The sequence below is a fragment of the Halomonas saccharevitans genome (genome assembly GCF_032333995.1).
Lineage (GTDB): Bacteria > Pseudomonadota > Gammaproteobacteria > Pseudomonadales > Halomonadaceae > Halomonas > Halomonas saccharevitans.
In genome coordinates, this window is sequence record NZ_JAVXUR010000001.1 from 92,272 (window position 1) to 100,193 (window position 7,922).

Genomic DNA, 7,922 nt, shown 5'->3' on the forward strand with positions numbered 1-7,922 from the left:
GAGTGGCAAAGGCGTCAGTCGGCTTGCTGAAGATGGGTAAAAGCCGTCACGACAACACCACTACCTCATCGCCCGGCATGTTGGTTCGCTTTCGCACATGCCACCGCTCCTCTAAAGGGAATGCCCATGAAATTCATCGCCGATGCTGTGCCACTCGTCCACGCCCGCCGTCTCGTCGGTTCCGTCGTCGTGGGCGCGTCCCTGTCGCTTGCGCCGATCGCCGCGGCGGTCGCCCAGTCGCTGCCACAGGGCTTGGCGGTTCCGGGGAGCACCGATCTTCGCCGGGTCGTGCAGCAGGCGATCTCGACCAACCCTGAAGTCATGGCGGCCTTCAACGGCTTCCAGGCCGCGGGTAACGATATCGGCGTTGCGCGAGGCAACTACCTGCCGAGCGTCGACGTGGCGGCGGGTATCGGCCTGGAGGACCGCCAGCTCGATGAGCGTGGCAGCTACGATACCAGCTACGCCGAGCTGACCATCACCCAGATGCTCTGGGACGGCCTGGCCACGGCCAGCGAGGTCGAGCGCCTCGATCGTGCCGAGCTGGTGCGCTACTACGAGCTGCTGGGGGCGAGCGAGGAGGTGGCGCTGGAAGCGACCCGCGCCTACCTGGACGTGCAGCGCCGCCGTGAACTGGTGCGTCTGGCTCAGGACAACTACCGCGAGCACCTGCGGGTCTACAACCAGATCGAGGAGCGGGCGATGTCGGGGGCGGGGCGACGCGTCGACCTGGAGCAGATCAGTGGTCGTCTGGCGCTGGCCGAGTCCAACCTGCTGACTGAGGCTTCCAACCTGCACGACGTGACGGCGCGCTTCCAGCGCATCGTCGGCGGCCTGCCGGCCGAGAACCTGGCGCCGGTGCCGGAGATGGACGAGCGCCTGCCGGCGGATGTCGGCCGGGCCGTCGACCTGGCCTTTCAGGGCAATCCCGAGTTCCACGCGGCCATCGAGAACATCGAGGCCTCCCGCGCCGAGCAGCGTGGGACCCGCTCGGCCTTCCAGCCGCGCCTCGATCTGCGCGGCCGTACCGGCACCTATGAGAACAACGACGGCAGCTACGACGGGGTTGCCGACGGCGAGCATCGTGATCGCCACAGCATTGAGCTGGTGGCCAGCATGAACCTCTATCGCGGCGGCAGCGACCGTGCCTCCTTCCTGGCCGCCAGCGAGCGGGTCGAGCAGGCCGTCAACCTGCGAGAGAAGGCCTGCGTCGACGTCCGCCAGACCACCCAAATCGCCTACAACGATACCCAGCGACTGCGCGAGCAGCTGCGCTACCTCAACGAGCATCGCCAGTCGATCGACCGGGTCCGCGGGGCCTATCAGCAGCAGTTCGATATCGGCCAGCGCACCCTGCTCGACGTCCTCGACAGCGAGAACGAGTACTTCGAGGCGAGTCGCGCCTATGCCAATGCCCAATATGACGTGGCGCTGGCCGATGCCCGCACCCTGGCCGCCATGGGCCAGCTGATGCAGACGCTTGAGGTACGTCGCGACGACATGCCAACCCTGGCAGAGCTCGGCAGCGACGGGGTGGCGATCAATCCCGACGTGATCTGTCCCGCCCAGGGCCCCCAGGGCTTCACCCTGGCCGACTTCACCGGCGGCATCGAGGCGCCGGCTCGGGCACCGGACGTGACCCTCTCCGCCGATGCTCTGTTCGAGATCAACAGCGCCGAGCTGAGCGGCGATGCCCGCGCCGAGCTCGATGCGCTGGCCGCCGAGATTCGCGGCATGAACAATTTGGCCCGGGTGTTCATCGCCGGCCATGCCGACATCACCGGCTCTGATGCCATCAACGACCCGCTCTCCCAGGCACGTGCCGACAGCGTGGCGCGCTATCTGGTCAGCCAAGGGGTCGAGCGAGGGTTGATCGAGACCCGCGGCTATGGCTCCCGCCAGCCGGTGGCGAGCAACGCCACGGTGGACGGACGTCGCCAGAACCGTCGCGTCGAGGTCACCCTGGAGCGTGTCGGCGAGAACCTGGATCTCAGCGGCCTCGATAGTGATCTCAAGGCCGGTTCACCGACACCAAGTGGTGAGCTTGCCGCCGCTTGGCGCGACGCTCAGGGCCTCGCCGGTAGCTATGCGGTTCGCGGTTGACCGGACGACCGGGCGGAACGCGAGCAGGATAAGGCATGCTGTAATGCCCCGCTCCACCGTGAACGCGGTGGGGCGATTTGACGTATGAGGTGGCTGTGTCACAGAAAGAAGAGCTGGATCCGGGCCCGGGGCCCTCTCGATCGGCGGTGCGTGATGAACTGCTCGAGTGCCTCCAGACTATTGCTCAAGTGCATGATCGTGCGGCCACGGCCGAGTCGCTGATCGCCGGCCTGCCCCTCGAAGAGGGGCGCCTGACGCCTGGCGTGTTCGCTCGCGCCGCGTCTCGCGCCGGGCTCACCGCACGGATCACCGAGAGCCGCCTGGTACAGCTCAACCCCGCCCTGTTTCCCGCCGTGCTGCTGCTTGAGCCGGGGCGCGCCTGCGTGCTGGTGGCCCTGGACCTGAAGGCGCGGCGTGCGCGGGTGATCTTCCCCGAGCTGGGCGATGCCGAGACCGAGGTGAGCCTGGACGGCCTGCAGCAGAGCTTCAGCGGCCAGGCGATCTATGTGCGCCCGCGCTTTCGGTTCGACGCCCGTGGGCCCGAGGTCAACCGCCAGCGTTCGCGTCACTGGTTTTGGGGCGTGATCCGCGAGAATCGCAAGCTCTATCGCGACGTCATCGCGGGTTCGGTGGTCATCAACCTCTTTGCGGTGGCGATGCCGCTGTTCGTGCTCAACGTCTACGACCGGGTGGTGCCGAACCACGCCACCGAGACGCTCTGGGTGCTGGCGGCGGGGATCTTCATCGTGCTCTGCTTCGACCTGGCCCTGCGACTGATGCGCAACGCCTTCGTCGATCTGGCGGCCAGTCGCGCCGACGTCAAGCTGTCGTCGTCGATCATGGCCCGGGTGCTGGGGTTACGCATGGAGGCGCGGCCGGCCTCCACGGGGTCCTTCGCGGCCACCCTGCAGTCCTTCGAGTCGGTGCGGGCCTTCATCGGCTCGGCTACGGTGGTGTCGCTGGTCGATCTGCCTTTCGTGCTGATGTTCGTGGGCATCATCGCGCTGATCGGTCCGCCGCTGGTGATTCCGCTGCTGGTCGGCATCGTCTTCGTGCTGCTCTATGCCATGGCCGCCCAGGGCAAGCTTCATGAACTCTCCGAGACCACCTGGCGGGTGGGGGCCCAGCGCAACGCTACCCTGGTGGAATCGGTCTCCAGCCTGGAAACGGTCAAGTCGTTGCGCGCCGAGAGCCGCATCCAGGGCAGCTGGGAGAAGGCCTCGGCCTTCCTGTCGCGCACCTCCGCTCAGCTGCGCCTGGTCAGCTCCTCGGTGTCGAGCGTGGCACTCTGGGCCCAGCACAGCGTGGCGGTATGCGTAATCCTCATCGGGGTCTTCCAGATCATCGAAGGCAATCTGACCCAGGGCGGGCTGATTGCAGCCTACCTGCTGTCGTCTCGCGCCATGGCCCCGATCAGCCAGGCGGCGGCGCTGCTGGCGCAGTATCACCAGGCTTCCACTGCGCTGCAGTCCCTCGATGAGGTGATGGAGCGCCCGGTGGAGCGACCCGAGGGCAAGGCCTTCATCGATCGCCCGGTGGTGCGCGGCGAGATCCGTTTCGACAAGGTCTCGCTGCGCTATCCCGAGGCGGAGCGCGATGCCCTGCGCGACGTCTCATTGACCATTGAGCCGGGTGAGCGGGTGGCGCTGCTGGGGCGCGTGGGCTGTGGCAAGACCACGCTCAACAAGCTGCTGCTGGGGCTCTACCAGCCCACGGCGGGCGCGGTCATGATCGATGACGTGGACATCCGACAGTTCGATCCGCTGCAGCTGCGCCGCCACATCGGCTACGTGTCCCAGGACGTCAGCCTGTTTTACGGCTCGCTGCGCGACAACATCCTCGCCGGCGGCGGCAGCGACGGCGTGGATGACGAGGCACTGCTGCGGGCGATCAAGTTGAGCGGCCTCGACGGCCTGGTCAACGGCCACCCCCAAGGCGTCGACCTGCCGGTGGGCGAACGCGGCCAGATGCTCTCCGGTGGCCAGCGCCAAGCCGTGGCCATCGCTCGAGCGATGGTCCACGATCCGCGCATCCTGCTGCTCGACGAGCCGACCAGCGCCATGGATCACGCCAGCGAGGAGGCCTTCAAGGCCAGCCTCAAGTCCTACGGCCAGGGCAAGACCCTGGTGATCGTCACCCACCGCACCTCGCTGCTGTCGCTGGTCGATCGCATCCTGGTCATCGATGGCGGCAAGGTGGTGGCCGACGGGCCGCGGGACAAGGTGGTGGAGGCCCTGCGCAAGGGACAGATCGGGAGGGCCAGCTGATGACCGAGTCTCGCAAGAGCGCCGAGCAGCAGGGCTTCGAGGCCATCGGCCGTTTCTCCGAGACGGGCGGGCGACCGTTTCGCCCCTTCATCGATCGACTCTTCGCTCGCCGCGTCAGCGCGGCGCACCTGAATCGCGACTGGGCAAGCGACGCCGACTGGGCGCGGCTGCAGCAAGACCCGATCCGAGCCCGGGCCTTTCTCTACGTGGTGGTACTGGCCGTGGCGGCGCTGCTGGTCTGGGCCTGGCTGGCGCCTATCGACGAGGTGACCCGCGGCACCGGGCGGGTGATCCCCTCCAGCCAGCTGCAGCGGGTGCAGTCCTTCGACGGTGGGGTGGTGCAGGAGATCCTGGTGCGCGAGGGCGAGCGCGTCGAGGCCGGCGAGCTGCTGATGCGCATCGACCCCACGCGGTTTCTGTCGACGTTCCGCGAGAATCGCGCCACCGCTCAGTCGCTGCAGGCGCGCGCCGAGCGCCTGAGGGCGCTGGCCACCGGGTCGTCATTCACGCCCGCGGACGCGCTCTTCGAGCAGGCCCCGGCGATCGTGGCCCAGGAGCGTGCGCTGTATGAGAGCGGCCTCGACAAGCTCTCCGAGGAGCAGAGCATCCTCGAGGAGCGGCTCGCCCAGCGCCGCGCCGAACTCGAAGAGGCCCAGTCGCGGCGGGATACCGCGGCACGGGAGCTCGGCATGGCCAGTCAGGAACTCAATCTCACGCGGCCTCTGCTGCAGTCCGGCGCCGTCTCCGAGGTCGAGGTGCTGCGACTGCGGCGTGATGTTTCGAGGGCCAGCGGCGAGCGCACCCAGGCGGCCGCTCAGGTAGAGCGCCTGCAGTCGGCGATCGATGAGGCCCAGGCCCAGCTTCGTGAAGTGGAGCTGAACGCCCGTAACGAGTGGCGAACCGAGCTCTCGCGGACCCTGGGCGAGCTGGCCGCGCTCGATGAGTCGAGCGCCGGGCTCGAGGATCGGGTGCGCCTGTCGGAGATCCGCTCGCCGGTCGACGGCGTGGTGCAGCGCCTGGGGATCAATACTCTCGGCGGGGTGGTACAGCCCGGCCAGGAGGTGGTCGACATCGTCCCCACCGACGATGCCCTGCTGGTGGAGGCGCGCATCGCCCCCCAGGACATCGCCTTCCTGCGGCCCGGCCAGCCGGCGACCATCAAGCTGACCGCCTACGACTTCGCCATCTACGGCGGCCTCGAGGCCGAGCTCGATCACATCAGCGCCGACACCATCACCGACGACGAGGGCAATACCTTCTACCTGGTGCGGGTGCGCACGCGGGAGGATGCCCAGCGGCACCGAGAACTGGAGGTGATTCCGGGCATGACGGCCCAGGTGGACATCCTGACCGGCAAGCGCACCGTGATGCAGTACCTGCTCAAGCCCGTGCTGCGGGCCTGGGAGAACTCCATGGGAGAACGTTGATGACACAGCTCTTCGTCTGTCACGGGCGTGACGATATCCCGCGTTGGCAAGCCGCTTTCAGTGAGGCGCGCCTCGTCAGTCGCCAGCAGGCCCGTGCTCAGGCAGGGGAAGGCGACAGCGTATGGGTGATGAGCCATATCGAGGCCTGGCCAACCCTTGTCACCCTGCTAAGTGGTCGGGGGGCCATCGTCAAGGTGCTGAGCTATGCGCCCGACCCGCTGGAGGCCCTGCGGGCACTCGACGCCGGCGCCCGCGGCTATGCCCATGCCCTGTCACCTCCCGAACTTCTGCGCCAGATGGCCCTGGTGACGAGTCACCGGGGAATCTGGGTGCCACCCGAACTGCTGGCTCAGGTCATGGGCAGCGCCTACCGGGCCCTCGGTGGCGAGTCGCGACAGCAGGACGAAGTCCTGTCGGAGTTGACCGAGCGCGAGCGGGCCGTGGCGCTGGCTGTCGCGGAAGGCCAGAGCAACAAGGAGGTCGCACGCCGGCTCGAGATCACCGAGCGCACGGTCAAGGCCCACCTCGGTGCCATCTTCCGCAAGCTTGGCGTGCGCGACCGGCTGCAGTTGATCCTGAAGCTCGGTCAGCGGGAAACCGCCTGACGTTTACCTTCCCTTACGGTTGAGGTCTGATTCGGACGCCTCGAGTCATGCCGACTGTCAGCAGGCCGAACCATGGCCATCGGTACAATAGTGTGGCCTTCACGGCTGCTCTAGTGTCTGGGTATCAGCCGTTCTTCCTTGGGCGGCCTCGCACGCGATTCGTACGCAGGGAGTCGACTCATGACCATCGCTACCATCATCTCCATTACTGGCCAGGCCTGGGCGCGCGATGCCTCGGGCGATCTCCGCGAGCTGCGGGTGGGCGATACCCTGCAGGAGGGTGAGATTCTCGTCACCTCCGATAATGGCCGGGTGGTGCTCGATTTCGCCGACGGCCTCGACCCCACCGTGATTGGCGAAGGGCAGGAGATCGCCATCTCGGCCGATCTCGACGCCGAGCAGCCGGTGACCGCGGAGGAGGCCAGCGTCCAGGATGACGATCTGGAAGCGCTGCTGACGGCCCTCGATGAGGGCGAGGGCGACCTGCTCGAGGGGCTCGATGCCACCGCAGCAGGCGCCGGGGGCGCCGGTGGCCCGGGCGGTGGTCATGACTTCGTGCGTCTGGCGCGCATCAGCGAGAACCTCGATCCGCTCGCCTTCGAATACGGCTTAAACTCTCTGGGCGCAACCTTCGAGACTCAGGATCAAGCGCTCGATGAAGCGCCGGACTCTATACCGACTGTCGCGACGGTCGATCTCAATGGTAACGGTGATGTCGTGTGGGAAGCTGCCCTCTCCGAGGGCAGCGGTGGCGGCACGCTGAACACGTCCGGGGCGTTTCAGATCGATACTGGCGATGATCTTCTGGCTCTCATCGAGGTGCAGAACGTAAATGGCACCTGGATTGCTGTCACGGCCGACGGCACCGAGGTAAGCGGTGAGTATGGCACGCTGAGCGTGAACACCGATGGCAGCTGGTCCTACACCCTGACCCAGAGTGCTGATCATCCTGTAGCCGGCGAGAGCGGTGAGGCCGATCAGTTACAGGATCTGTTCGGGGTACGCGTGACCGATGATGATGGCGATGTCTCTGCCCCCGCGACGCTCACTATCGACATCAACGATGATGCTCCGACGGCCCGGGATGACATGGCGAGCCTTCGGGAAGACGATGCGAGTGACATTATCAGCGGCAACGTCCTGATCAATGACACCCTGGGCGCCGACCGTCCCGAGGGCGTGACGTTTGACGCTGCCGACGTCAGCGGCGTGCAGTACGGTACCTTCACCGACAACGGCGACGGCACCTGGAGCTATCAGCTCGACAACGGCAATTCCGCCGTGCAGGCGCTGGGCGAGGGCGACAGCCTCACCGAGACCTTCACCTACACGCTGACCGATGCCGACGGCGACACCAGTCAAGCCGATCTGACGGTGACCATCGCCGGCACCAACGACGGTCCGGTGGCCACCGCCAACACGGCAGCGGTGACCGAGGACGCGGCGCTGAGCGACAGCGGCAACCTGATCACCGACAACGACGGTGCCGGCGTCGACAGCGATCTGGATGGTGATGCGCT

The 7,922-nt window shown here is 66.9% G+C and carries 5 protein-coding genes; all 5 read left to right on the forward strand.

Annotation, left to right across the window (positions count from 1 at the left end; translation table 11 throughout):
• The first annotated feature begins 126 nt into the window (after positions 1–126).
• Positions 127–2,103 carry a TolC family outer membrane protein gene (locus tag RSO68_RS00480; protein ID WP_315585034.1) on the forward strand — a complete coding sequence of 659 codons (1,977 nt, stop codon included), beginning with the start codon at positions 127–129 and terminating at the stop codon, positions 2,101–2,103.
• A gap of 95 nt (positions 2,104–2,198) precedes the next feature.
• A complete protein-coding gene (locus RSO68_RS00485; RefSeq protein WP_089852114.1) occupies positions 2,199–4,370 on the forward strand; it encodes a type I secretion system permease/ATPase in 2,172 nt (723 codons plus the stop codon).
• On the forward strand, positions 4,370–5,797 hold the full coding sequence (locus RSO68_RS00490) for an HlyD family type I secretion periplasmic adaptor subunit (RefSeq protein ID WP_089852112.1): 1,428 nt from the start codon (positions 4,370–4,372) through the stop codon (positions 5,795–5,797). Before RSO68_RS00485 ends, RSO68_RS00490 begins: the two co-directional genes overlap by 1 nt.
• Positions 5,797–6,402 (forward strand): response regulator transcription factor, encoded by a 606-nt coding sequence (locus RSO68_RS00495; protein ID WP_315585035.1) that lies wholly within the window; start codon positions 5,797–5,799, stop codon positions 6,400–6,402. Before RSO68_RS00490 ends, RSO68_RS00495 begins: the two co-directional genes overlap by 1 nt.
• Before the next feature lie 180 nt (positions 6,403–6,582).
• Positions 6,583–7,922: retention module-containing protein (locus RSO68_RS00500; RefSeq protein WP_315585036.1), on the forward strand; the 1,340-nt coding region annotated here is incomplete at its 3' end.

What these genes read in the sequence shown, in the direction of transcription:
- RSO68_RS00480 (WP_315585034.1), top strand. Translation starts at nt 127, where the DNA reads ATGAAATTCATCGCCGATGCTGTGCCACTCGTCCACGCCCGCCGTCTC.
- RSO68_RS00490 (WP_089852112.1), top strand. Translation starts at nt 4,370, where the DNA reads ATGACCGAGTCTCGCAAGAGCGCCGAGCAGCAGGGCTTCGAGGCCATC.
- RSO68_RS00495 (WP_315585035.1), top strand. Translation starts at nt 5,797, where the DNA reads ATGACACAGCTCTTCGTCTGTCACGGGCGTGACGATATCCCGCGTTGG.